The 24740-nt window shown below is 63.8% G+C and carries 21 protein-coding genes; 11 read left to right on the plus strand and 10 right to left on the minus strand.

Annotated elements, in window-relative coordinates; all coding sequences use genetic code 11:
• Positions 1-14: 14 nt before the first annotated feature.
• Positions 15-671: a hypothetical protein gene (locus HMPREF3227_RS05020; RefSeq protein WP_066510784.1), complete on the plus strand. Its 657-nt coding sequence runs from the start codon at positions 15-17 to the stop codon at positions 669-671.
• Positions 672-728: 57 nt separating this feature from the next.
• Positions 729-1523: an SPFH domain-containing protein gene (locus HMPREF3227_RS05025; RefSeq protein WP_369814867.1), complete on the plus strand. Its 795-nt coding sequence runs from the start codon at positions 729-731 to the stop codon at positions 1521-1523.
• 98 nt (positions 1524-1621) lie between these two features.
• On the opposite strand, the gene HMPREF3227_RS05030 is transcribed toward HMPREF3227_RS05025, so the two are convergent.
• Both HMPREF3227_RS05030 and HMPREF3227_RS05035 read right to left on the minus strand, forming a co-directional pair.
• Complete coding sequence (locus tag HMPREF3227_RS05030) at positions 1622-2230, minus strand: MBL fold metallo-hydrolase (RefSeq protein ID WP_066510792.1); 609 nt, start codon at positions 2228-2230, stop codon at positions 1622-1624.
• Between the two features lie 41 nt (positions 2231-2271).
• Positions 2272-3876, minus strand: a complete 1605-nt coding sequence (locus HMPREF3227_RS05035; RefSeq protein WP_066510799.1) for a cytochrome c biogenesis protein CcdA — start codon at positions 3874-3876, stop codon at positions 2272-2274.
• 189 nt (positions 3877-4065) lie between these two features.
• Here HMPREF3227_RS05035 and HMPREF3227_RS05040 point away from each other — a divergent pair, with 189 nt between their 5' ends.
• From HMPREF3227_RS05040 to HMPREF3227_RS05050, 3 genes are read left to right on the plus strand one after another with little or no spacing between them, the layout of a single operon-like run.
• Positions 4066-4425, plus strand: coding sequence for a hypothetical protein (locus HMPREF3227_RS05040; protein ID WP_066510802.1), 360 nt, complete (start codon positions 4066-4068; stop codon positions 4423-4425).
• Between the two features lie 53 nt (positions 4426-4478).
• Positions 4479-5042 (plus strand): sigma-70 family RNA polymerase sigma factor, encoded by a 564-nt coding sequence (locus HMPREF3227_RS05045; protein ID WP_230384013.1) that lies wholly within the window; start codon positions 4479-4481, stop codon positions 5040-5042.
• The gene (locus HMPREF3227_RS05050) at positions 5039-5716 is read left to right on the plus strand and encodes an anti-sigma factor (RefSeq protein WP_066484906.1); all 678 of its coding nucleotides are present in this window, start codon (positions 5039-5041) and stop codon (positions 5714-5716) included. The genes HMPREF3227_RS05045 and HMPREF3227_RS05050 overlap by 4 nt, the downstream gene beginning before the upstream one ends.
• Before the next feature lie 35 nt (positions 5717-5751).
• On the opposite strand, the gene HMPREF3227_RS05055 is transcribed toward HMPREF3227_RS05050, so the two are convergent.
• A complete protein-coding gene (locus HMPREF3227_RS05055; RefSeq protein WP_066510804.1) occupies positions 5752-7101 on the minus strand; it encodes a MocR-like pyridoxine biosynthesis transcription factor PdxR in 1350 nt (449 codons plus the stop codon).
• A gap of 80 nt (positions 7102-7181) precedes the next feature.
• On the opposite strand from HMPREF3227_RS05055, the gene pdxS reads away from it, so the two are divergent.
• Together pdxS and pdxT are read left to right on the plus strand one after the other, a co-directional pair.
• The gene (gene pdxS, locus HMPREF3227_RS05060; protein WP_066484911.1) at positions 7182-8069 is read left to right on the plus strand and encodes a pyridoxal 5'-phosphate synthase lyase subunit PdxS; all 888 of its coding nucleotides are present in this window, start codon (positions 7182-7184) and stop codon (positions 8067-8069) included.
• Between the two features lie 4 nt (positions 8070-8073).
• Positions 8074-8724, plus strand: a complete 651-nt coding sequence (pdxT, locus tag HMPREF3227_RS05065) for a pyridoxal 5'-phosphate synthase glutaminase subunit PdxT (protein WP_066484914.1) — start codon at positions 8074-8076, stop codon at positions 8722-8724.
• Here the strand turns inward: pdxT and HMPREF3227_RS05070 are convergent.
• Both HMPREF3227_RS05070 and HMPREF3227_RS05075 read right to left on the minus strand, forming a co-directional pair.
• Complete coding sequence (locus HMPREF3227_RS05070) at positions 8721-8963, minus strand: helix-turn-helix domain-containing protein (RefSeq protein ID WP_066484917.1); 243 nt, start codon at positions 8961-8963, stop codon at positions 8721-8723. The two genes, pdxT and HMPREF3227_RS05070, sit on opposite strands and share 4 nt — an antisense overlap.
• A 39-nt stretch (positions 8964-9002) precedes the next feature.
• Complete coding sequence (locus HMPREF3227_RS05075; RefSeq protein ID WP_066484925.1) at positions 9003-9233, minus strand: helix-turn-helix domain-containing protein; 231 nt, start codon at positions 9231-9233, stop codon at positions 9003-9005.
• A 282-nt stretch (positions 9234-9515) separates the two neighbouring features.
• Between HMPREF3227_RS05075 and ppc the strand changes: the two genes are divergently transcribed.
• On the plus strand, positions 9516-12236 hold the full coding sequence (ppc, locus tag HMPREF3227_RS05080) for a phosphoenolpyruvate carboxylase (protein WP_066510805.1): 2721 nt from the start codon (positions 9516-9518) through the stop codon (positions 12234-12236).
• Between the two features lie 76 nt (positions 12237-12312).
• Here ppc and HMPREF3227_RS05085 read toward each other — a convergent pair whose 3' ends face one another.
• Positions 12313-13503, minus strand: coding sequence for a saccharopine dehydrogenase family protein (locus tag HMPREF3227_RS05085; protein ID WP_066510811.1), 1191 nt, complete (start codon positions 13501-13503; stop codon positions 12313-12315).
• Between the two features lie 172 nt (positions 13504-13675).
• Here HMPREF3227_RS05085 and sucC point away from each other — a divergent pair, with 172 nt between their 5' ends.
• Together sucC and sucD are read left to right on the plus strand one after the other, a co-directional pair.
• A complete protein-coding gene (sucC, locus tag HMPREF3227_RS05090) occupies positions 13676-14890 on the plus strand; it encodes an ADP-forming succinate--CoA ligase subunit beta (protein WP_066510814.1) in 1215 nt (404 codons plus the stop codon).
• Between the two features lie 30 nt (positions 14891-14920).
• Positions 14921-15838 (plus strand): succinate--CoA ligase subunit alpha, encoded by a 918-nt coding sequence (gene sucD, locus HMPREF3227_RS05095; protein ID WP_066510817.1) that lies wholly within the window; start codon positions 14921-14923, stop codon positions 15836-15838.
• 197 nt (positions 15839-16035) lie between these two features.
• Here the strand turns inward: sucD and HMPREF3227_RS05100 are convergent, their stop codons facing one another.
• The 3 genes from HMPREF3227_RS05100 to HMPREF3227_RS05110 all read right to left on the minus strand — a co-directional run bounded on the left by HMPREF3227_RS05100 (position 16036) and on the right by HMPREF3227_RS05110 (position 20092).
• On the minus strand, positions 16036-18111 hold the full coding sequence (locus HMPREF3227_RS05100; protein ID WP_066510820.1) for a M3 family metallopeptidase: 2076 nt from the start codon (positions 18109-18111) through the stop codon (positions 16036-16038).
• 45 nt (positions 18112-18156) lie between these two features.
• A complete protein-coding gene (locus HMPREF3227_RS05105) occupies positions 18157-18531 on the minus strand; it encodes a hypothetical protein (RefSeq protein ID WP_066510823.1) in 375 nt (124 codons plus the stop codon).
• A 331-nt stretch (positions 18532-18862) separates the two neighbouring features.
• On the minus strand, positions 18863-20092 hold the full coding sequence (locus HMPREF3227_RS05110; RefSeq protein ID WP_231724974.1) for an amino acid permease: 1230 nt from the start codon (positions 20090-20092) through the stop codon (positions 18863-18865).
• Between the two features lie 282 nt (positions 20093-20374).
• Here HMPREF3227_RS05110 and HMPREF3227_RS05115 point away from each other — a divergent pair, with 282 nt between their 5' ends.
• A complete protein-coding gene (locus HMPREF3227_RS05115; protein ID WP_156452971.1) occupies positions 20375-21775 on the plus strand; it encodes a phytoene desaturase family protein in 1401 nt (466 codons plus the stop codon).
• On the opposite strand, the gene HMPREF3227_RS05120 is transcribed toward HMPREF3227_RS05115, so the two are convergent.
• The gene (locus tag HMPREF3227_RS05120; RefSeq protein ID WP_066510831.1) at positions 21772-24735 is read right to left on the minus strand and encodes a restriction endonuclease; all 2964 of its coding nucleotides are present in this window, start codon (positions 24733-24735) and stop codon (positions 21772-21774) included. The two genes, HMPREF3227_RS05115 and HMPREF3227_RS05120, sit on opposite strands and share 4 nt — an antisense overlap.
• Between the last annotated feature and the right edge of the window lie 5 nt (positions 24736-24740).

The raw sequence follows: 24740 nt of genomic DNA on the forward strand, positions 1-24740 counted from the left end.
AGCGAACATTCGTTATGGACGCACCTGGAATCTTTACCGTCCTCGCGGCGGCCTATGGTCTCTTTCTCGTCGCGGTGGCGTGGGGCTTCGACCTTATGGCGAAGCAGACCGCGAACCGCACGATGAGTAATCAGGCGGGCACGTTCCGTTATCTCGAGGAACACGATGCCTGGCAGTGCCCCGAGGATCAGTGGCTGTGGCCATCGAGCTTCGATCCGGAAAACCGCGTCATGCGCTACCGCGCAAACCCGACGGTGTGTAATACCTGCCCCGTCAAGGACGCCTGCACGGTCTCGCACCATGGCCGCGAGGTCACCCGTCAGCTCGATCCGTGGCCGCACTCGGATTCCGGGCGTTTCCATCGCGGTATCGCTCTGGGAGTCGCTGCGATGGCATACCTGTTGCCGCTGTGCTCGATGATCACCAACCACTCGCTCTCGGAGATTCTCATCTCCGTCGGCACCCTCATCGTCATCACGGGCCTCGGCGTGTACCCGTTGGCTCGCCATCTGTGGAATACGCCGTCGAACGCACCGAAGATTGTGGTGCCGGAGATGAGTAACCGCGAAGCCGAGCTGTCTGCGCAGATTGACCGCTTCAGCTCGAAGTACGGAAATAGTACGCGGACGCGTTATGGCTCGGATCGCCGCAAGGAAAAGGAAGCAAGTTAAATGTCAGCATTCGTCTTTTGGCCGATCGTGATCGGCATTATTATCGCGCTCATTATCATGTTCTTGATGTATTCCCTGAAGGTCATCAAGCAATACGAGCGCGGTGTGGCGTTCCGCTTTGGCCATTTGCGTCCGCTCCTGCAGCCGGGCTTGCACTTCATGTGGCCGGGAATCGACAAGCTTGAGCGCGTTGATCAGCGTGTGGTGACGCTGACCATCCCGCCGCAGGAAATCATCACCAAGGACAACGTCTCCGTGCGCGTCAACGCCGTGGTCATGTTCGAGGTGACGGACGCTGAAAAGGCCGTCCTGCAGGTCGAAAACTACGCCGTCGCGACCTCCCAGATCGCCCAAACCACCCTGCGTACCCTGCTGGGTCGTGCGGACCTCGATGATCTCCTTGCTCACCGCGAGGAACTCAATGAGGACCTGGCCACTATCATTAACGGCCAGACCGAACGTTGGGGCGTTATCACCCGCATCGTGGAGATCAAGGACGTGGAAATTCCTGAGATGATGCAGCGCGCCCTGGCCCGCGAGGCGGAGGCCGAGCGTGAGCGTCGCGCAAAGGTCATTTCCGCGCACGGCGAACTTCAGTCCTCGCGTGAGCTGCGTGAGGCCGCTGAGGAGCTGGGCAAGGCTCCGGCCGCGCTGCAGCTGCGCTACCTCCAGACCGTCCTCGACCTGGGCGCAGACCAGAACTCGACCATCGTGTTCCCGCTGCCCATCGACATCATGGGCGGCTTCATGGAAAACCTGGGCACCTTCTCCAAGGGCTTCCAGGACTTCAACAAGAACATGTCGCAGCTCTCCGGCAAGACCGAGACTGCACAGTCTGAGAAAGAGTCTTAGAACGCACCTGAGAAGGAGCTACGCGGTGTAACTCCGCAGACACCAACGCCGGCCCGTCCCATCACATGATGGGGCGGGCCGGCGTCGTGTATGAGTGCCTAGAACTCGACGGTCTCACCGGTCTCGACACGCTGGTATCCGGGCACGCCCACCTTGCCCAGCATGCCGTCAGTAATCGCCTTGCCGCCGGGGGAGAGCACCGCGTCGTGGATGGGGATGGTCACGCGTGCGCCAACCTTGACTGCGTAGTCTGCGGCCTCGGACCCCTTGACCCACGGCGCCGCAATCGGCAGGAGGAGTACCTCAACGGGCAGAGGACACTCGACGTATTCGTCGCCCGGATGGAGCAAGCCATCCATGTAATATCCCAGGTTCTCTGGCCGTGGCAGTGACGGGTGGATCTCTGCGTGCTGGCCACCAAAGACGCGAATGTGCTGGCCCAAAATGTCGAACTCCGAGTCACGCTGCACCACCGTGTCTTCCGCGCGGTCACCCAAAGCCGCGATAGCTTCGGCCGTGCCCCACACCGGCAGGCCGGAGTCGCGCACCGCGTCGACGTTGAGGTGGTCCGGGTGCGCGTGCGTGAGTAGCACCGCGTCCGCGGACTTCAGGCACGCCGGGTCGGTGAGTGAACCCGGGTCGATAACGATGGTGCCCTCAGGCGCGTCGATGGCGATGGCGGAGTGGCCGAGCATGGTGAGCTTCATGCGTCCCAGCCTAGCTGCGCCACACGACGCGCCGTTGAGGTTTATCCGAACGTGAACGAAAACAGCTCCACGCCCGGGGTCACCGCCAGATGGAGCGTGCCCTCTCGGGCCGCGTCCCCGCGCAGGAGGTCAATCGTCCCGTCCTCGGTAACCGGAATCTCCTGAGTCGTGTCGCCATCGGACACTGTGATGGTCCCGCGCCCTGCAACGACCACCTGGACCCACGCCGCGTGGTAGGCCAGATCCACCGTCGCGTCGCGGCCCGCGGTAATCGGCTGACCCGCCAGCGTCCACTCGCCACCCAGCGCGTAGCGCCCCTGCCGCGGCGTCACCGCCGTGAAGGAATGCGTGCCATCGACATACTCGGCCGCCGGGTTGTCGAAATACCGCGCGCGGTCGGTGCCCAGGTACGTTTCCGGATTGCGGTCGGCTGCACCCACGGCGGCCTCAGTGCTCTCGACCGGCGTGGGTAGGCGTACCTGCGGGTCGCGTTCCTGCAGCAAAGAACGAATCTGGTGCTCCGTCTCCGCGTAGTCGCCCTCGCCCGCGTGGCTGCCGCGCAGTTGCCCCTGCGCGTCGACGAGGTAATGCGCCGGCCAGTATTGGTTGCCGAAAGCACGCCACGTCGCGAAGTCATTGTCCTGTGCGACGGGGTAGGCAATGCCTTGCTCCGCGGCCGCGCGGCGCACGTTGGAGGACTCGCGTTCAAACGGGTATTCCGGCGCGTGGATGCCCACGACCTCCAGGCCGTAGTCCTTGTACGTGTCGTAGAGCTTCGCGATATGCACGTTGTTGCGCTGGCAATTGATGCAGGCATACGCCCAAAAATCGATGAGCGTCACCTGCCCATTCGTGCGCGGGTCCACGGGTGTATCCGTGTTGAACCAGCCGGTGAGCCCGGCAAATTCCGGGACCGCACCCGAGCTTGCCGATGCCGCCTGTACCTCGGGTTGGCTGAGACTTGGCAGCTTCTGCTGGAGCCAGGCCGGTGCGCCCGTGGCGATCGCACCTGCCATGGCGATGACGAGGAAGCCCGAGGTGAGGCGCACGCCGCGCTGATGTGACTGGAAGAAGCTCACGCGCCGGCCGATCTGCTCACCGCCGAGTGCAAAGATGAGGAGCGGCACGGCCACGCCCACGGCAAAGGACAAACACAGCACGAGGATATGGGCGTCGACGTGGCCCGTGGCGCCCGCCACGCTGATGGCGGCGAGGACCGGCCCGGCGCAAGGAACAAAGACGACGCCGAGCGCGAGCCCCACGAGGAACCCGCCCTTGTCGCGAACCTTGGCCTGCAACCCGCCGGCCTTCGGCAGCTTGAGAAACGGCCACTCGAGGAGCTCCTGGACCTTGGGGAAGATCATGCCCAGTCCCACGAGTATGAGGAGCCCCAGGCCCACCTTCCATACGAGGTCACCGGGCAGATGCAGGGCGTTGAGCGCCGTCGTGGCAAAGAGCGTGACGGCGGTAAAGCTCGTGACGAGGCCTGCGATGATGAGCCACGGCCGCGCTCGTGAGCGCTCCTCGCCAGGCGCGCCGCTCACGGCCAGCACGAGCGGGAGAATAGGCAGGATACAGGGGGAGATGCCGGTGATGAGCCCTCCGGCAAGCCCCACTGCCAGGGTGGTGAGCGTAGTCGAGACCATGATGGTTTCCTTCTTTCAGACGGTTCTTTCGTACGGTCTGCCCTTTATTCGGCGCCGAGCCCCAGTGCGGATGGTTTGAAAAAAGTTTTCGTCGATTCCAATCCGCCCCAGCCGCGTGCTCCGAATGAGTTCACGTAAGGCCGCGCACCCCCGCACGGCAGAACCCGTTACCTCTAAAGGAGAACACTCATGAAGATCAAACTCATCGCCGCCGCTACCGCCCTCGCGCTCACTGCCACTGGCTTGGCTGCCTGCAATGACACGAAGAACACTCCGGCGACGGAGACTCCCTCGATGGCTCCTTCGGATGCCATGATGTCGGATTCCATGGCTCCGTCCGGTGCCGTGGCTTCTGACTCGATGGCACCTTCTGACTCCATGATGTCCGGCGAGATGAAGCCCTCGGACGCGATGATGTCGGATTCCATGCAGCCCTCGGATTCGATGATGTCTGATGAGATGAAGCCGTCAGACTCTATGATGACCGACGAGATGATGTCGGACGAGATGATGACCGAAGCGCCTATGTCCGGCTCAATGTCACACTAAAGATGTCCGCTCCCGTCCTCGAGGGGAAGGTAAGATCAACGTCCGTGTCGACAATGTCTCCCGATAAGCTAGATCGACTCAACGACTTGCTCGTTGCGTCTGCGGCGGGGGATACGCATGCCTTTTCCGAGTTCTACGACGCACTGGCACCGCTCGTCTACGGCGTGACGCTCCACGTTCTGCGTAATCCGGCTCTTGCTGAGGAAGTCGCCCAAGACGTCTTCGTCGAGGTGTGGTCTAAGGCCGCAAACTTCGATCCGGCGCGGGGTTCGGCACGCACCTGGGTGGGACGCATCGCCCACGGCCGCGCGGTGGATCGCCTGCGCTCGCACATCGCGAGCGTCGAACGGGATGACCGCGAAGCCACGCTCCGCGCGGCGCTGCGGGGTGATGACGTGGAAACAGACGCGCTCGACCGTGTGGAGTCGCAGCGTCTGCGCGCCGCCGTCGCTGCTATTGGTGAACCCCACAGCACGGCGGTGGAGCTGGCCTTCTTCGGTGGTCTCACCCACGCCGAGCTGGCAGAATCAACGGGAGTACCGCTGGGCACCGCAAAGACGCGCGTGCGCGATGGCGTCCGCAAACTTAAGGAACTGATGGCGAGGGAGGAACGATGAGTAATACGCGTGAATTCGACGACGCGAGCTTTGAGAACTTCCTCGACTCCGTGCCCGAGGTCGAGCCACCGGCCCGTCTGAAAGACGCTGTCTTCGAGCGCCTCGAGCGCACGCCACAGGAACCGACCACTGTGGTTGCCGGGGGCGGTAACGACAGCGGCAGTGGTGACGGCGGCGTCATTGACCTCGGCGCGCGGCGCCGGCGTCCTTGGTTCGCGGTGGTCGCCGCGGCGCTCGTTCTCGTTATCGGCGGCGTGACCGTCGCGCAGTTCCTTCCGGCTGGCGAGGACACGCAGCTGGCCCAAGACGCACCGGCCCCGGAGAGCCCTGGCGAGAAGGAAATGCATGCCATCATGGGCGCGGAGGATCTGCGCAGCGCCGATGCCGAAGCCGAAGGCGCACGCCTCCAGATTGTGTCTTCCGAGGACATGGGCAAAGCCGGCGCGATGGTCGACGGCGAGCCGGAACTAGACGCTGGCATGGGCGCGCAGGTGTGGGCCGTGTCGAGCACCGGCGAGATGAGCTCCGCCGGCGTCATCGGGCAGGACCCGCACGACGGCGTGTGGATGCCTTTCGACGGTGACGTCACCAAGGTGCTCGTCACTGAAGAGCCCATGGCTGGCAGCGCGGAGCCCTCTGGACGCATGCTCGCGTCGGTGACTCTCAACGCTTAAGCCGCGCGCGGGGCAGCTGGCATGTCGAGCTGTGCCTAAAGCCGCGCTGCCGTCGCGACGACGCGCAGCGCGGCGTCGAGCTCGCTATCGGCTAAGTGACCGAAGCCGAGAACCACGCCGCCGGGTGCGTCCTCGCCGCCCCAGTACTCCGCGAGCGCGGTGAGCCCCACGCCCAGACGCCCAGCCGCCGCAACAACCTCATCGGCGGGTTTCTCGCAGAGCAACACCGCGTGCAGGCCACCTCGGATGGGGAGCAGTTGCGTGCCCGGAAGGTCGCCGAGGTAAGAATCTACGAGGTCGCGGCGGCGGCGATAGGCGCGGCGCACGGAGCCGGTGTGGCGACGCAACGCGCCGCTAGCGAGATAGCGTGCCAGCGCGGATTGCGTGATGAGGCTGACCGGTTGGCCGGTAAGTTCGCGTTCCGCGCGTAGCCGCGGCACGAGCGAGGATGGCGCGACGAGATAGCCGCAGGCCACGCCGGGGGAGATGACCGAGGAGAAGGTTCCCAGCAACGCCGTGCGCGCGGGCTCCAAAGCCGTGAGCGCTGGCAGTGGCTGGCCCGCGTAGCGCAGCTCCGAGTCGAAGTCGTCCTCGATGAGCAGGGCGTCCGTCCGTCGTGCCCACGCGACGAGCTCCGTACGGCGCGCGGCCGACAGTGATTCGCCATACGGGTACTGGTGGCTGGGCGTCACGATGAGCGCGTCGAGCGGCGTGGCGGGGACGCGCACGCCCTCGGAGTCCGTGGGGATTTCCGCGACGGCATGGCCAAAGGCCGAGGGAATGCGGCGCAAGCTGGGGTAACCGGGGGACTCCACGCCCACGGTGAGTGCGCCGCCGAGCGCTGGCGCAAGCGCGCGGAGTAATAGCGCCAGTCCTTCGCGGGCGCCCGAGGTGATGAGGATGTGCGCTGGGTCGACGGCGAGTCCGCGCATGGTGCCGAGGTGTGCAGCCACCTCGTGGCGGAGGGTGGGGAGGCCGGAGGCGGGGGCATCGGAAAGCGGAGTGGACGCCGCGCGACGCCATGCGGAGCGCCATTCGGGGGTAATGATGCCCGCGGTGTCTGGGGCGCCGGGGGTAAGTTCCACGAGCGCGCGGGCAGGCTTCTGTATGGCCGGTTCCGGGGCTGGGGAAACGGGGTTGTGGTGAAGGCGGCGGCTCACGTGCGTGCCGGAGCCGACGGTGGCCTCGAGGTAGCCCTCGGCGAGGAGCTGATCGTAGGAAGCAACGACGCTACCTCGGGAAATGCCGAGTTCTGCGGCGAGCTGGCGCGTCGACGGAAGGGCCTCGCCGGGGGAGAGGATGCGTGCGGAAATCTGGTCGCGGATGGCGTGGGCGAGTTGCACCGGAAGGGTGCGGGTATCAGCCGGGTCGAGGATGACGTGCATGGGGTAAGGGTAAGTGGTCTAATTCAATTGGGTGAAATTGGCTCTTGTAATAGACCACTTGCGGCGTTGAAATAGTCGCCATGACTGAACAGATTGCAACTACCCGTGTGAAGCGCGGGCTCGCTGACATGCTCAAGAACGGCGTCATCATGGACGTCGTCACCCCGGAACAGGCCAAGATCGCGGAGGACGCCGGCGCCGCCGCCGTCATGGCGCTCGAACGCGTTCCTGCCGATATCCGTGCGCAGGGCGGCGTGGCCCGCATGTCTGACCCGGACCTCATCGAGGGCATTGTCGATGCCGTGTCCATCCCGGTCATGGCCAAGGCGCGCATCGGTCACTTCGTCGAGGCGCAGATTCTTGCCGAGCTGGGCGTGGACTTCATCGACGAGTCCGAGGTTCTCTCCCCGGCGGACTACGTCAATCACATCAACAAGTGGGACTTTGACGTGCCGTTTGTCTGTGGCGCGACGAACCTGGGCGAGGCCCTGCGCCGCATCACCGAGGGCGCTGCCATGATCCGCTCCAAAGGCGAGGCTGGCACCGGCGACGTCTCCGAGGCCGTCAAGCACCTGCGCACCATCAAGGGCGAGATCGCCCGCCTGCGCAACCTGGACAAGGACGAGCTCTACGTCGCAGCGAAGGAACTGCAGGCTCCGTACGACCTCGTCGCCGAGGTCGCCGAGACCGGCGAACTGCCCGTCGTTCTCTTCGTTGCTGGTGGCGTGGCTACGCCTGCCGATGCCGCCCTCGTGCGCCAGATGGGCGCCCAAGGCGTGTTCGTCGGTTCCGGCATCTTCAAGTCCGGCAACCCGGCCGCCCGCGCCAAGGCCATTGTCGAGGCAGCCGCCCTCTACGACGACCCGTCCGCGCTCGCTCGCGTCTCCCGCGGCCTGGGTGAGGCCATGGTCGGCATCAACGTCGCCGATGTCCCGGCCCCGCACCGCCTCGCTGAGCGCGGCTGGTAATCCCATGCGCATTGGAGTGCTTGCCCTCCAGGGCGGGGTCGAAGAGCACATCGAGGTTCTCGAATCTCTTGGCGCGGACACGCGCCGAGTGCGCCAGGTGGCGGACCTTGAGGGCCTCGACGGCCTTGTTCTTCCCGGCGGCGAATCCACCGTCATTGACCGCCTCGCGCGGTCCTTCGGCCTGGCCGAACCGCTGCGCGCCGCCATCGACGCCGGTCTGCCCGTGCTCGCCACCTGCGCTGGGCTCATCTACCTCGCACGCGAGCTCGAAAATCCCGCCGCTGGCCAACAGACCCTGGGCGCGCTCGACGTCACTGTGCGCCGCAATGCGTTTGGCAATCAGCGTTTCTCCGCGGAGCGCGTCGTTCCAGTCATTCTCGACGACGGCGAAGCGGGAGTCGACGGCGAAGCCGGAGTCGGCGGCGACGTCGTCGACGTGGACGCTTCGTTCATTCGCGCGCCCATCGTTACCCGTACCGGTCCGGGTGTGGAGGCTATCGCCACCGTCTCCGGTAACGCTGGCGAGGGCGAATTCATCGTGGGCGTGCGCTCTGGCGCCATCACCGCGCTGAGTTTCCATCCTGAGGAAAATGGTGATGCCCGCATCCATGCGGCGTGGTTGGCGCAGATTCCGGCGGCCTCGGCTGTGGCCTAAGCGCCCCACAACCGGCGGCGATACGCGAGCACGTGGGTGAGGTCGCGGCGTCGCCGGGGGTCGAAACCCACGACAAACAAGATGGAAATGGCCTTATCGAGGTGAACGCTGCCTTTGCTGGATTCGAAGGCTCGGACACAGCGCTCAGGCACGTCCGCGAGGAGAGCGACGTCATGCTGGCTCAGGCCAGCTTCGCGGCGTTGTTCCTTCGCGAAGCGGCCCAATTCCTGTGTGTCCATCGAACCTCCCCGACGGAAAACCGGCATGATCGTGCCATTTTATGCCATCGCGTCGAACGGCAGTGCGCCTGCCGTTTCGACACGGACGTGCAGTCCAATCGCTGCGAGCACAGCGAGCGCCTTGTCGAGCTGTACTGTGCCTTTCCCTGTTTCTAAGTCGCGCACGAAGCGCTCGGACACGCGGGCGCGCCGGGCGACGTGTCGCTGTGTCAGTCCTCCTTCGCGGCGGCGTTCGCGCGCGATATCCCCGATTGTTCCAGCCGTGAGCATGGCGTAGGCCCCCGTCTCCCCGATATATGCATGGTGTCCCGCCAGTCTAAAACGTCGTGGCGGGTGCCGCTACTTGAAAAGGGGGCTGCGGCGCGGCGGGTGAGTGCTGGTCGTGCTTCCCGTGCTTGCACCACAACTGGGGGTAGTGCGCCACCTTAACCCGGCGCAGAATAGTGACGTGGGCTACATTTATGTAAATCCTGTAAACCACAGTGTGTTAACTCAGCGGCTGTGCTGAGACAGTACAGAATCCGCGCCGAGTCGGCATAGAAAGGACTCCTCATGACCACTGCCAGCTCGTCCCGTGACTTCGTCAAAGACGATATCCGCCTGCTTGGACGGGTACTTGGCCGCGTCATTGCGCAGCAGGAGGGTGAGGGTGTCTACGAACTCGTCGAGTCCACGCGTCGCCTAGCTTTCGATGTCGCCCACGGGGACGCCAGCGCTGAGGACTTGCTTGCCGTCTTCCGCGACCTCGACATCACGAAGGCCAACCTCGTCGCTCGCGCCTTCTCCTACTTCGCGCTGCTTGCCAACTTGGTCGAGGACCTTGCGGACGAGTCCGTGCCTGCGCCGGTCTCCCTGCGCACGACCTTTGACAAGCTCAAGGATTCGCCGGTCACCGCGGCTCAGGCTTCCCACGTCGTCCGTGATGCCGTGGTCGCGCCGGTCCTTACCGCGCACCCCACGGAAACTCGCCGCCGCACGGTCTTCGATACTCAGACACGCATTAAGAAGCTCCTCCAGCAGTGGCATCTCGGTGGCGATGAGTCGGACATTGAACGCGAGCTGTACCTGCGTATGACGCTGCTGTGGCAGACCGCGCTCATCCGCATCGCGCGCCCGACCCTCGAAGACGAGGTTGACGTCGCGCTGCGCTACTACAAGCTTTCCCTGCTCGAGCAGATTCCGGCGCTCAACCGTGCCGTCCGCGAGGGCCTCAAGGAGACCTTTGGGCTGCAGCTTCCCGAAGCCGCTCTCATGCGCCCCGGCTCTTGGATCGGCGGCGACCACGACGGCAACCCTTTCGTCAACGCGGATACGCTCACCTACGCCACCTCGCGCGCGGCGGAGACGGCGCTCAAGTACTACGAGGATCAGCTCGCGGAGCTCGAGCGCGAGCTCTCCCTCTCGGACCGCTATTCCTCCTGCTCCACGGAGCTGGAGCAGCTTGCCGATGCCGCCCATAATGACTGGGAGTCCCGCGTCGACGAGCCCTACCGCCGCGCTATCTTCGGGATCCGTGCCCGCGTCGCCGCCACGCGTAGGCACTTCTTCGGCGACGAGGCGGCGACCGTCGCCCCCTTGACGGAGCGCCGCCGCCCCGACCTTCTGCCAGCCTCGGGTGCCGCGCCCGCCGAGCCATACGAGGGGCCCGCGGAGCTGCAGCATGACCTCGACATCATCGACCGTTCGCTGCGCCAGCACAATGACGACATCATCGCCGAGGACCGTCTGGCACGCCTGCGCGACGCTATCTCGACGTTCGGGTTCCACCTCTACACGCTCGACATGCGCCAGAACTCTGAGTCCTTCGAGGCCGTCCTCGCCGATATCTTTGCTGCCGCCGGTCTCACCGACGACTATGCTTCGCTCGACGAGACTGCCCGCGTCGAGCTTCTCGTGGGTGAGCTGGGTACGCCGCGCCCGTTGCTCTACCCGAACCACGCCCCGCTGGGCGAGCTCGCGGAGAAGGAGCTCGGTATCTTCCGCGCGGCTGCCGCGGCCGTCGCGAAGTTCGGCGAGCGCTCCGTCGCGCACTGCATCATCGCTATGACCGGTACCGTGAGCGACATCCTCGAGCCCATGGTTCTGCTCAAGGAGGTGGGGCTCACCCACGTCGACGTCGTCCCGCTCTTCGAGACCATCGATGACTTGAAGGCCGGCGCCCACATCCTGGAAGAGCTCTGGTCCCTGCCGTTCTATCGCGACTACCTGCGCGCTCGTGGCGACGTCCAGGAAGTCATGCTCGGCTACTCGGATTCCAACAAGGACGGCGGCTACCTTCAGGCGAACTGGTCGCTTTACGACGCGGAGCTCGAACTTGTCGAGCTGCGCCAGCGCCACAATGTTGAGCTGCGTCTGGCCCACGGCCGTGGCGGCGCCGTCGGCCGTGGCGGCGGCCCGACCTATGACGCCATCCTTGCCCAGCCCAAGGGTGCCGTCTCCGGTTCTGTTCGCATCACCGAGCAGGGTGAGGTCATCTCCGCGAAATACGGCGCGCCCGAGACCGCTCGCCGCCACCTCGAGGCCTTCGCGGCCGGCGCGCTCGAGGCCTCCCTCTTTGATACCGAACCCATCGCCGACCCAGAAGGTTCTTACGCGCTCATGCGCGAGCTCTCCGCGCGCTCCGGCGAAAAGTATCGTGAGCTCATCGGCGACCCGGGCTTTATCCAGTACTTCACCGAGTCCACTCCGCTCCACGAAATCGGCGACCTCAACCTCGGCTCCCGCCCCGCGGCCCGTAAGCAGACCACCGCGATTTCTGACCTCCGCGCCATCCCGTGGGTGCTCTCTTGGTCGCAGTCGCGTACCAACGTCCCCGGCTGGTTCGGCGTAGGCACCGCGCTTTCCGGTTGGGCAGGGGAGAACGCCGCGCGCTGGGATAAGCTGCGCGAGCTCTACCAGACCTGGCCCTTCTTCCGCGCCGTCTTGTCCAACATGGCGCAGGTCATGACCAAGGCGGAGATCGCCCTCGCGCGTCTCTACGCGAACCTCGTGAGCGACCAAGACGTGGCCGACCGCATCTACACGCTCATCGCTGACGAGTTTGAGCTCACCCGCGAGGTCTACCTCAAGGTCACCGGCAACGCGGACCTCACGGCGGAAAACCAGCGCCAGGCTCGCTCCCTGAAGCGCCGTTACCCGTACCTCCTGCCGCTCAACGCGGTCCAGCTTGAGCTGCTGCGCCGCTACCGCGCTGGCGACGACTCCTTCCTCGTCTCGAAGACCATCCAGGTGACGATGAACGGTCTCGCCACCGCCTTGCGCAACGCCGGCTAAGCCCGGGCGTAGCTGCAGAAGCTATCAACACAGCCCACAACGCGTCCCTCGCGGGGGCTGGGCGCTGTGGATGGGATTATTGGCGGACGCGGAATCGCATGCCGTGGGAATCCAATGCCTCTATATAAGGGGCGCCGAGCGCTGTTGCCGGCGTGAGGACGCCGCCTTCGCCAGGATGGTTCACGAGGGTGACGGCTGCTTCGGTGAGCATCATGGCGGTTGTCTTGTACCCTGGGTCGCCCTCGGCGGACACCTCGGTGACATAGACATGACCGTCTTCGTCTTTGCCGTAGTGGGCGATGGTGAAGCCACCCTTCTCAATGTCCTTGGGGCCGTCGCCTGGTTCGGGGATAAAGCGGGAGAGGGGCTTGCGCAGGCTGGGAATCATAATCAGTGCGAAGCCGGCGACTGTCGCGGCGTGGAGGAGCTGTGCTTTTGCTTGACCCAGGAGTCCTTGGCCGGTGGTCATCGCCTCGCGGTAGCGCAGGCGCTCGCCATAGGCGTGATTCATAAGCGAGTTGGAACGGCGCACGACGCGCGTATTGAACATGGCCATGAAGAATGGGCCGACCCATTGGCCCACGAGCTCGTCGTATTCCACGAAGCGGTCAGGCTCGGGGCCGAGGTCGGGCTCCTGCTTGTGGTCCGGCGAAAGGGAATGGGGGCTGTGGAGGATTGCGCCGCCCTTGGGCATGCGCTTCGCGTCGGCGCTGACTTCGCGCATGGAGTCGATCGTGCCGCCGGACAGGCCACCGGAGAGTCGTTCCACCGACATAGTGACCTCGGTGAGCGGGCGGTTCGCGTGCTGGTGGAGGTAGAACATGCCCATGTCGGAGGGAACGGAGTCGAATCCGCAGGAATGGACAATGCGGGCCCCGGTCTCCTGGGCGACCTCGTGCCAGTTGTCGATGCTGCGGCGGATGAAGAGCGCCTCGCCGCAGAGGTCTACGTAGCCGGTGCCGTTCTGGGCGCAGGCGGCGACCAGGTTGTCGCCGTACCGCGTGTACGGGCCCACGGTTGTGATGATGACCTTCGCGCGCTTGGCGAGTGCGTCCATGGCTTTGGCGTCCATGGCGTCGGCAACGATGACGGGGTAGCCCAGTTTCAATCCGTTGACTCGCCCGGCACCGCGGGCGGCAAGCGCCACCTTGAGTTCGGGATGGTTCGCCTTGATATAGCGGGCGGTGATTTTGCCGACGAAGCTCGAGGCGCCGAAAAGGATGATGTCAAAGTCGCGTTCCGACGTGAGATTTGTGTCCTGTGCCATAGCTGGTAAGTCTATCGAAGCGCGCGGGCATCGGGGTCGTGGAGTGGGCGGTTGAAGGGACGGGCAGGCGTGAAAGATTAACTTCTTTGCCAATTTCTCTGCAAAAGATGCTCGCAAAATTTAGGATAGGTGAGGCATGACACACTTCTAAGAACTTGTGAACGGAGGAATTGTGGATCTCTACGAGTACCAAGCTCGTGACCTCTTCGAAGCGCATGGAGTCCCCGTGCTGGGCGGCATCATGGCGACCTCGGCGCTGGAAGTGCAACGTGCCGCGGCAAAACTCATGAAGGCGGGCAGCGAGCTCGTTGTCGTCAAGGCCCAGGTGAAGGTCGGCGGACGCGGTAAAGCGGGCGGCGTGAAGGTCGCGCGTAGTCCAGAAGAAGCAGCAGCCGTTGCGGATGAGATTCTGGGTCTCGATATCAAGGGGCATGTTGTCCGCAAGGCGATGGTTGCCCAGGGTGCTGACATCGCTGAGGAGTATTACTTCTCGATTGTGCTCGACCGCACGAAGCGCCGGTACTTGGCCATGCTGTCCAAAGAGGGCGGAGTGGAAATCGAACAGCTCGCGCAGGAGCGTCCGCATGTGCTTATCCGCCGGAGCTTCTCGCCGCTCGACGGCATGACGGACACACTCGCGCGCGACATGGCGTACGAGGCCGGGTTCGATGAGGCGGATATCCCGCAGCTCGTGCCGGTCTTCAAGAAGCTGTACGAAGTCTACGTAGAGGAAGATGCCTCGCTCGTGGAGGTCAACCCACTGGTGAAAACCAACGATGGAAAGATTCTGGCGCTCGACGGCAAAGTCACCCTTGATGAGAACGCGAGCTTCCGCCATCCCGACCACGCTGAGTTGCAGGACCATTCGACCACAGACCCGCTCGAGCTCAAGGCGCAGAAGATGGGGCTCAACTACGTCAAGCTCGACGGCAACGTCGGGATCATCGGCAACGGCGCTGGCCTCGTCATGTCCACGCTCGACGTCGTCGCGTACGCGGGGCACAAGCTCGCCGAGGGCGATGACGTCGCCGCCAAGCCCGCGAACTTCCTCGATATCGGTGGCGGCGCGAACGCGGAGGTCATGGCCAACGGTCTTGAGGTTATCCTCGGCGATCCCCAGGTCAAGTCGGTCTTCGTTAACGTCTTCGGCGGGATTACCGCCTGTGACGAGGTCGCCAAGGGCATCGTTCAAGCCTTTAAGATTCTCGCCGCCGATGGCATCGCGCCCAAGCCGCTCGTCGTGCGCCTCGACGGTAACAATGCGGAGCTGGGCCGGCAGATCCTCAAAGAAGCAGCGCTCGACCACCTCGAACAGGTCGACACCATGGATGCGGCTGCACTGCGCGCCGCGGAGCTCGCCTCCCGCACAAACCTTGTTGCTGTCTAACCCTATTCCGAGAACCAGAAAGAGATTTCTATGTCGATTTTCCTTGATGAAAACTCTGCCATCATCGTCCAGGGTATGACGGGTTCCGAAGGCATGAAGCACACCCAGCGCATGCTCGATTCGGGCTCTCGCATCGTCGGCGGTGTGAATCCCAAGAAGGCCGGCGAAGAGCTCGAGTTCAATGATGGCGTGACCATCCCCGTCTTCGGCTCCGTGCGTGAGGCCATGAAGGCCACCGGCGCGAACGTGTCTGTCATCTTTGTCCCCGCGAAGTTCACGAAGGCCGCAGTCGAGGAGGCCATCCACGCGGAAATGCCCCTCGTCGTCGTCATCACCGAGGGCGTGCCCGTGCGCGATACTGCGGAGTTCTTCGCGCTTGCCCGCGAGAAGGGCACCACCCGCATTATCGGCCCGAACTGCCCGGGGCTCATCACGCCGGGCGTCTCCAATGCTGGCATCATTCCCGCGAACATCGCGCCGAACCCCGGCAAGATCGGCCTCGTTTCTAAGTCCGGCACGCTCACGTACCAGATGATGTACGAGCTGGGTGACCTCGGATTTAGCACCTGCGTGGGCATCGGCGGCGACCCGATTATCGGCACGACGCACATCGCGGCGATCGAGGCCTTCCAAGCCGACCCGGACACCGAGGCCATCATCATGATCGGCGAGATTGGCGGTGACGCGGAGGAATACGCCGCCGAGTACATCCGCGACCACGTGACCAAGCCCGTCGTCGCCTATATTGCGGGCTTTACCGCGCCCGAGGGCAAGACCATGGGCCATGCCGGCGCCATCGTCTCGGGCGGTTCCGGCACCGCCGAGGGCAAAAAGTCCGCGCTCGAGGCCGCCGGCGTCAAGGTGGGTAAGACCCCCACTCAGGCCGCGGAGCTCATGCGCGAGATCCTCGTCGGCTCGTCCGCGAGCTTGACCTCGGCGAGCCGCTAGCTTTCCGATGCCGCCGCGCGCTGGGCCGTCCCTAGCGCGCAGCGTGGGCATGGCGTGAACATGCTGTTCACAGCCTCTATCAGTCGAATTTTCCGCGACTTATCGGTCGAATTTTCGGCGATTTATCGGTCGTATTTTCCGTCCTGAATCGGTCGAATTTTCCGTCTAGTCGGGCCTGTGTCGTTAGGCGTGTGCAGTTAGTCGGTGGCGCCGGACAGGCCGCGGCGGGCGAGCAGCGGGGCGACGTCCTTGTCGCGGCCGCGCAGCTCGCGGTAGGCCTCGGTGAAGTCGCGGGACGCGCCCTTGGACAGGACGAGGTCGCGGAAGCGCTGGCCGGCGGCGCGGGCGGCGGCATCGGAAGCCTCGGGGCCCGCGGCGTTTTCTTCCTTGAACCAGGAGAAGCCGTCGGCGTCGAGGACCTCGGCCCACAGGTAGGAGTAGTAGCCCGCGGAATAGCCGCCGGCGAAGATGTGATTGAAGTACGCGGAGCGGTAGCGCGGCGCGATGTGCGGGTTGTGCAGGCCAGCGTCGTCGAGGGCGGCGCGCTCGAAGGCGTCGATGGACTCTTGGGATGCGGCGATGGCGGCGGCATCGGCAGGCGTGAGGGAGTGCCAGGCAAGGTCGACGATGGAGGCGGCGAGGTACTCGACGGTGCTAAAACCCTGACCGAAGGTCTGGGCCTCGCGGACCTTGGTGAGCAGCTCGTCCGGGATGACCTCGCCGGTCTCCACGTGGCGGGCGTAGCGCTTGACCATGGCCGGGTCGAGGGCCCAGTTCTCGTTGATCTGGGAGGGGAATTCTACCCAGTCGCGCGGGACGCGGGTGCCGGAGAAGGTGGGGTAGCGCACGTCGGAGAGCAGGCCGTGCAGTGCGTGACCGAACTCGTGGAAGACGGTGTGGAGCTCGTCTTGGCTCAAGCGTGGCTGGGAGCCGTCCGCGGGCTTGGTAAGACCCATGACGTTGACGATGACGGGCTTGGTGCCCAGCAGGTGGGACTGGCCCACGAACTCGCTCATCCACGCGCCGCCGCGCTTGGAGGGGCGGCCGAAGTAGTCGGTGAGCAGCAGGCCGATGCCGCTATCGCGATCAGCGGTGGGGTCTTGGCCTTCGTCGAAGACCTCCCATACGCGCACGCCCTCGGCGTAGCCTTCGAGGTCCTCGCGCGGGACGACGGTGATGCCGTAGAGGCGGTGGGCCGCGGCGAAGACTCCATCCTTGAGAACGCGGTCGAGAGGGAAGTACTGGCGCAGCTCGTCCTCGTCGAGGGAGAAGTCGCGGGCGCGAACCTGGGATTCCCAGTAGGCCCAGTCCGCGGCACCGAAGTCCTCGTTGTGCAGGGTGGCTTCCTCGGCGAGCAGCTTTTCTTCGCCGGCGGCGTTAGCCTCGGCGGCAGGGGCGAGCTCGACGAGCATGCGGCGGGCGGCCTCGGCGGTCTGCGCGGTCTCCTCGGCGATGACGTAGTCCGCGTGGGTGTCGTAGCCGAGCAGCTGCGCGCGCTCGGCACGCAGGCGCGCCATCTCGGTGAGCACGCTCAGGTTATTCTCGCTGCCGCGGGCGCGCGAGGCCTCATAGACCTTGGCGCGGGCGGCCGGATCGGCCAGGCGCGCGAGCTCCGACTGGACGGTGGGCAGCTCGAGCGGGAGCACGTAGCCGTCTTGGCCTACCTCGTTGGCGTAGGCCTTGGCGGCCTCGATGCGATCGGCGGGCAGGCCTTTGAGCTTTTCCGCGCTGTCGAAGTGCACGGCGCGCTCGCGGGTGGACGCCATGAGGTTGCGGCCGAACTCCTCGGAGAGCGCCGAGAGGCGCTGGTTGATGGTGGAGAGCTGCTCTTTCTCTGCCGCGCCGAGGTCCGCGCCCTGGCGCGCAAAAGTCCGCAGCAGGTGCGCGTGGAGGCGTTGCGACTCCTCGTCGGCCGGCGGGGTCGCCTCTTTGAGGCGGGCGTAGAGGACCTCATTCTGGTAGATCGCATCCGAATGCGCGGCGACCTGCGGCCAGACCTCCGCGGCGATCTCTTCCATCTCGTCCGTGACATCCGTGCCCGACAGGTTGCCGAAGATGGAAAGCACGCGCTCTAAATCCTGGCCAGCGCGCTCGAGGGCCTCGACGGTGTTTTCCCACGTCGGGTCGGCCGTGTTGTCGACGATGGCCTTAATCTCCTCGTCGTGGCGGGTGAGTGCCTCGGCGATGGCGGGACGGAAGTGCTCGACCTTAATCTCCGCAAACGGCGGGAGCTGGTAGGGGAGCGTGGAGGGGGAAAGAAGTGGATTAGTCATGCGACTAATCTACCGATTTCCTCGTACCGGCGGCAGGAGAATCCCTTAAAACACGAGCTGTTCGGGCCAAGGAAGTTCGACCTTGTGGTCGTCGAAAGGAGCGACTTCGAGCTCCACCGGAATTCCGCCTGCGATGTGCAGCAGCACCATCGCCTCGGGGCAATCGGCGGTGAGCACGTAATCGGAGCCTTGCGGGACGGCCTTGCCGTTGGCGTCGCGACGCGGCTCCGGCGGCTCTTCACCTGCCGTGAGATAGACCGTGGGGCACGTGCCACATCCACAGTGCTTGTACACCTTGAGTTCCGGCACGCGCGTAGCAATGGCCTTGCGCTGCTCCGCGCTCAAGGAATGCATGGCGTCCGAGGCATGCGCCAGCATGGCGTAGACGACGTCGGATTCAGAAGAAAACAGGGGACGCATGATTATGCCTTTCGTAGGGGGTGCAGGATTCATACGCTAGCAGGGGCCCTCGACATGGGTTGGTGCGTGCGGTGTGCGGCAGGGACGTGACCGTTAGAAGAGGAATTTTCTGCGTCAGAAGCAAGAAACAGGCAAAGAATTGAATTTTTGCATATATCTAGGTCATGGACTCGGAGGAGACGTGAAAACAGCGAATTCAGGCCACAATCGAGGCTTGTGAGGTTAATGAAGCAAGAAAGCCTCTGAGTCGAGTAAAGAAATCTGCGTTGCTTGGCAACGCGGAGACGCCGAGGCCATGCGGGGACCCGGCGTCGAAAGGGTAAACGAAACGCTAGAACATCGTGACCACGGTTGTGGCCAGCACAATGAGACCCATGACCGTGACGAAGACATTGGTGGCGCGGCCGCGGTACTGCTCGAGGGCTGGGACGTAGTGCACGCAGAGCATGGGCAGGAGGTAGGTGAGGAAGGTAAAGAAGATGCCGCCCACGAGCGTGATGAGGCTGAGAATCGAGGGGTTAAAGACTGCGGCCAGCGAGACCGTGACGAAGATAAAGAAGTACGTCCACAGGTCGAAGGCGCGGGGGCTAAGCCGGCGCGTGAGTCCCGGCATGGCGAGCTCTGCCAAGTACTGGGTGCCCTCGATGGTGCCCAGGGCGTGGCCGAAGTAGCTCGACGCCACCGCGCAGATGACGACGACGGGCGCCATGTAGGACAGGAACGGGTTGTCCGTGACGTTCGCGAAGTAGGAGAGGACGGGCAGGTTTTGAGCCTCGGCCTCAATCATGCCGTCGGCACCCATGGCTAGCGCGGAGGACCATACGAAGAACATGGTGAAGACCGTGAGCAGGATGGTCGAGTTGCGGATGGCATTCGCCGTGGGGCGGCCGTCCTTGTGCGCGGCGACGCAGAACTGCGAGAGGGCCGCGACGTAGGAGAACGCGAAGACAAGCACCGGCAGGATGAGCAGGATGGACGTGAGGATACCCAGCGCACTATGGTCGCCGGCCTGCATAAAGGATGCGAAATCCCACTGCGGGATGAGGTAGAGCGAGACCGCGCCCAAGGCAAAGATGAGCGGGTAGACCACGAGATTCGCCGCGGCGAGCATCACCTTGTTGCCAAAGGCGAGCGCTGCCGTCATCAGCCCCACGCACAGCGGCGCGAGGATCCACCGGGAGATCTCCGGCCCGTGGAATTGGTTGACGATGAGGCTTTCCACCGTGTTCGTAATGGAGACGCCGTAGATGAGCACCACGGGGAAGACGGTGAACCAGTACATGGCCGCGAGCAGAATGCCCTTATTGCGCCCGAAAAACTTGGTGAGCACCATGAGCACGTCCGCGCCGGGAATAGGCGAGTGGTTCATGATCCACGAGAACGCATGGTGCGAGAAATACGTCATCGGGCCGATGAGGAGCGTCGCGATGAGCAGCGGGATAAAACCAAAGCTGCCGGCCGAGATAGGAAGGAAGAGGATGCCCGCGCCCACGGCGGTGCCGAAGAGCGTGATGGTCCACTGCGCATTAAAGGAGCGCTTGGACGTCGTTCGTTGATCCACTATGACCTACAATTCTTTGCCGGTTTTCTTTCGTCGGATAATGCTACTCATTGTTCGATAATGTCTTGGTTCCGCCCCGCTCAGCGGACGCGGCAAAGGTCATCTCCCGCGGCGTGACGAGCCTGCGGCGATGGATACAGACAGACGCAGCGCGTTAGTCGAAAGCCGGATCCCGGACACGCCATCGAGAGGCGTTTATGCCGAGGTTGCTCGCCATAGTGCAGAGTAATGACGAGCAGCGTCGCCATTACTGGGGGCTTGGACTCGCTGTATTCTGGCCGCATGACCACTCTCCGCAGCGCCGCCGTCGTGGGCGCCGGGCCCAATGGCCTCACCGCCGCGGCGGTGCTGGCGCGCGCCGGGCTGCGTGTCGAGGTCTTCGAGGCTGGTCCCGCGCCGGGCGGCGCCGCGCGCAGCGTCCGCTTCTATGACCGGACGATTGACCTCGGCGCGGCCGCCCATCCCTTCGGCGTCGCGAGCCCAGCCTTCCGTGCGTTGGGTCTCGAGGACCACGGCCTCGAATGGGCCCACCCGCGTTATCCGCTCGCGCATCCCTTTGATGATGATCCTGCGGCCCTGCTGCATCGGGACCTCAACGCCACCGCGCGGCGTCTTGGCGTCGATGGTCCCGCCTGGCGTGCGCTGCACGCGCCCATTGCGCAGCTTTCCGATACCCACCTCGCCAACGTCCTGCGTCCCCTCACCGGCGTCCCGCCGCACCCGCTGGCCATGGCACGCTTCGGCGTGCGCGCCGCGCCGCCCGCGAGTGCGCAAGCCCGCGCACTCTTCCGGACGGAAGCAGCCCGCGCGCTCTTCATCGGCTCGGCACTCCACGCGCTGTGCTCGCCGACCCTGCCGTTCACGAGCGCTTTCGGCGTCCTCTTTGGCGCGCTGGGCATGACGACGGGGTGGCCCGTGGCGCGCGGCGGCTCCGGCGCCATTACCGATGCCCTGGCGAGTGTCCTCGCGACCCACGGCGGCGTTATCCACACCGCTCATCCCGTGACGGATATGCGGGAGCTCACCCGCTTCGATGCCGTCGTGCTCGCGCTCACCCCGCGCCAAGTGCTCGGCTTGCGCAACCTCATCGTGCCGGAACGCCGCGCACGGGTCTTGCGCGATTGGCGCTACGGCCCCGGTGCGTTCAAGATCGACTACGCACTCGATGGCCCAGTCCCGTGGCGGGACCCGGCGGTAGGGGAGGCCGGCACCGTTCACCTCGGCGGTACCGTGCCGGACCTCATCGCCGCCGAGCGCGCCATCGCGCGCGGCGAGATGCCCGCCCGCCCCGTCGTGCTCGTCGCCCAGCAGTCTGCCGCGGATCCTGGACGCGGCCACACGCTGTGGGCCTATGCCCACGTGCCTCACGGTTTCACTGGCTCAGCGCTCGAACACATCGAGGGACAGCTTGAGCGCTTCGCGCCGGGGTTCACCGCCCACGTGCTCGCCCGCCGCGTCATGAGTCCGACGGACCTCGAGGCATGGAATCCCAACCTCGTGGGCGGCGACATCGCCGGCGGCGCCATGACCGGCACGCAGCTGTTCCTACGCCCCGGTTTTGTGCGCAACCCTTACCAGCTCACGCAACGGGTGTTCCTCGCGTCTGCCGCCACCGCGCCCGGCGGTGGTGTGCACGGCATGCCGGGGTGGCACGCCGCGCACGCGGTGTTGCACAGCGCCTAGATATTCCAGTGCCCTGGGGCGTTCTTGGAATAGTTCACGCCTATCGCTGCAAAGTGGACCTCTGCTGCATCAATCTTCGCTTGTTCGCTGGCGCGGATCTTGTTTCGATCCATCGTGGACTTGGTTTCGCGAATCATATACAGCTTGTCTTCGCCGTCCACACGCTTAACAATCGCCCAGTCCGGGTTATACGGGCCGACGGGAGTGTCGATCTTGAACTTCGGGGGCAGTTTCACAAATAGCTTGATGTCGTCGTTGCCGTCGAGCAGCTTGGCGAACTGCCGCTCCGTGTCAGAGTCATAGACCACGTAGTCATAGTCTGTCTTTGTCTTGTTCTTGACCTCATAGAGGTTTTCGAGGAAGTGCTGCTTTTCTTTCACTCCGTCTTCGCGCAGCTCCGACAAGGAATAGACGCTGCCATCGATTTTCTCGTATTGCACGCCCTTGGTCACAAGCATTGAAAGCTCGGTCTGGATGATGGTGCGCACCATTGCAACGAAGTCATTCGGATTACCGATGAACTCGTCGAGCCGATCGCTTTGTAGAAGGATATCGATAATTGTCCTGCGGGTGAGCGACGTCGCCTCTTGGAGCTCCGTCACGATATCTGGGAGCTGGAAGCTCCTTCGGAGGTCGGTGGCGCGCGGACTACTAGTTTCTTCGCCCTCCGTGCCGCCACGGGAGATGGTCAGCTTGGCCTTGGTCACCTGCACTCGCAGCGGCTCGATCTCTGGGGCATTCTTGATCCCTTCGACCGCGTTTTCAATGAGCTCATCGCGATCGACGGAGACGCTGAAGGTTGTGCGCTGAGTGATGGTCTTCCAGAACTCTGTGAACTCGGGAGACTCGAAATACAGTTCCTTGTTGAGCCTGCGTGTCGTGCGATGACGGATAGGTTTGATATGTGTTCCGATGCTCGCGCGCTTCATGAGGGCAAGCACTTCGTGTTCAACGTCACTGAACTCGTCGCTGAGGTCAAGGGCGAAGCCGTCAGCATTGGGGGTGAAATCCTTGGTAAGGCGACCGTCCTCGTCGAGGAAACCGCGGTCCTTCAGCTCCTCCCAAATACGCTCCGAGGTTGCGTAGCCGATGTTTTTATCGTCCTCGGAGTCCGGCCGTCGAATCTTCGCAAAGTGGCCCTTGCCAATGAAGCCGATGGCAACGCCCGCCTTCGTGTATTCCTTTTGGAGATTGCTGGCGAACTGTTGGTAGGACTCGTTGGCGACGACGGTTAACTGCGCGACGGATTGATCGGACAGCCGCACGCCGTCCTGGTCCACAGGTAGACGCAGACCGCGGCCGATCGTCTGGCGACGTTCGGTCTCCGAGCCCATCTCGCGCAGCGTACAAATCTGGAAGACGTTAGGGTTGTCCCAGCCTTCGCGCAGCGCCGAGTGAGAGAAGATGAAGCGTACAGGTTCGTCCTCGCTGAGCAGGCGCGCCTTGTCTTTCATGATGAGGTCGTAGGAGTCCTCGTCATTCTTCGATGTGCCGCTCGTATCGTCGTAGACGCCTTTCTTAATCTGTGAGAAGTACGCGCGGCGCAGCTCGACGGGATCTTGCGGCAGCAACTCTTCGTAACGAGGAGACCGCGCACGTTCTTCGATAAATAGCTCGTCGAACCACTGCGCGAATTTGCCGTTCGCGGTGTCATTGTCGGCGCCATCGCCGAGGTAGCTGTGGACCCTGTCGACGAAGAAGAGGCTGAGCACCTTGATGCCTTGCTCGCGCAGCATCGACTCACGGCGGAAGTGCTCACGGATGGTTTCTCGGATCATTTCGCGGTACACAGCGTCGTCATTGGAACCGATGGACTCGCCGACACGAAGGATGCCGTGGTGGGTAAGTTCCACGAAGCCGCCCGCGTCGAGGTTGATCTCGTTGATGCGCCAGTTGTTCTCGTACGCCGGGTTACCCGTGACTTTCGCTAGATCCTGGTTCGTTGTGACGTTCTTTTCCTGACGTTTGAACGAACCGTCCTTCTTGCGGCAGTCGAGTTCGAGACGGGCTTGCCACGGCTGGCTCTTCACCGACACCACCTTGATATACGGCTTGGCGTCGTTTCCATGCTCCGTGGTCTCCGCCACGACGATTTGCTTGACCAGTCCTAGCTCGTGCGCGTCGACCGGATCGAGCCGGTAGACCACGTTGCGGGTCTCGCGGTGCGTCGCGCTGTAGCGCAGCATGAACGCAGGGTTGAGTCCCTCGAGCGAGGTCTTCGCAAGATCGGACTCCATGTTCTGCGGTTCGTCGAGGATGAGGACGGGTTGCGTCGCGCGGAGGAAATCGATGGGGCGCAGGCCGTTGAGCTTGTCACGAGTCTGGTGCATGATGAGGCGGTCGCCCTTGCTGCGCACAGAGCTAATCGTCATGATCATGATCTGAATGCTGGTGGACGTCGCAAAGGACTGGACTTGCTCGGCGTCCTTGCCGCTGTAGACCACGTGATCGAAGGGCTGATCCGGGTAGAGCTGCCGGAAGTGATCGGCCATGAGCTCGATGCTCGTTTTCACGCCCTCGCGAATCGCAACGCTGGGGACGAGGATGATGAACTTGGTGAAGTTGTACTTCCGTGCGAGCTCGAACACGGTACGCAGATAGACGTAGGTCTTACCCGTACCGGTCTCCATCTCAATATCGAACTGCCGCCCATCCTTGAGCTCAGTGGCAGGCTCTAGCCCATTGTGATTCTGGATCTCCTGCAGATTGCGCAGGATTTGGTCGTCACCCACCACCAGGTTATTGCCCACTGCGCCGATCTCTGCACTGACATCGATGTTAAAGAGAGCGTCGTCCTCTTCTCCGTCGAGGGTCGTCGCTGCCAGGTCGACAGGCTGGCTTGGAAGGTTCAAAGAAGAGACGAGGCTGCCGGCATCTTTCGGCTGTCCCTTGAACAACTCCGTGACCGAGTTGATGGCGGCGAGCTGATAGTCCTGCTTCGGATCAAACTTGAATTTCATGATGA

This window comes from Corynebacterium sp. CMW7794 (assembly GCF_001563605.1).
Lineage (GTDB): Bacteria > Actinomycetota > Actinomycetes > Mycobacteriales > Mycobacteriaceae > Corynebacterium > Corynebacterium phoceense.